Consider the following 680-nt stretch of genomic DNA (forward strand, 5'->3'; position numbering starts at 1 on the left):
AGCAACCGCCCAAAACCTCCGGAAACTCGCTAAGCTCAAGCCGATGGGACCAGCCAAAGGCTAACATCGTGGTCGACATACAGACGTCCAAGTAAAATCAATGTGATAACCCACTTCGAAAGGCTGAAACGAACGAGTTTTTCAACACAATCAGCTCATTTCTGCTGTTCGCTGCGCTTTGGTTGAAGGTCCGCTCAGACCTGCCACTTGTCCACTTCGCCATCACTTCCCCCAGACTTTCACCAACGCCTCCCGCATGACCTCCAGCGCATACCCTGAGCCATAGTTGGCAGCCACTGTGTTGGTGCTGTGCCCGAGGATGGCCAGGGAGATGGCCTCAGGACAGCCGGTGTTTCTCAGCTTGTCCTTCATGCGGTGGCGTAGGGAGTGCATGGTCAGCTTCTTGTCTGTGATGACTGAACGAAGGCGCTTCATCAGCATGGCAGAGCAACTGTCAGCGCCTCGGTCCTTGGCATAGTTTGGAAACAGGGGTGCCTCCGGGTCCTTACCTTGGGCCAGCTTTGCCAGGGCTGCGGCAGCAGTGTGCGAGAATGGCACAGAGCGCTGCGAGTTGTTGGTCTTAAGGCTTCTCCAAGGGGTGGCTACCAGATGGAGACATTGTTGCTCTAGGTCACAGTCTTTGACCCTCAGGCCTGATACTTCGGAGACCCTCGAGCCGG

1 protein-coding gene is annotated in these 680 nt (G+C 55.9%); it reads right to left on the bottom strand.

All coding sequences use genetic code 11. From position 1 onward, the window contains the following. Positions 1-222: 222 nt before the first annotated feature. The coding region (locus PFRI_RS14950) for a tyrosine-type recombinase/integrase (RefSeq protein ID WP_175549262.1) at positions 223-680 on the bottom strand (458 nt) is incomplete at its 5' end.

The sequence above is a fragment of the Planktotalea frisia genome (assembly GCF_001890925.1).
GTDB lineage: Bacteria > Pseudomonadota > Alphaproteobacteria > Rhodobacterales > Rhodobacteraceae > Planktotalea > Planktotalea frisia.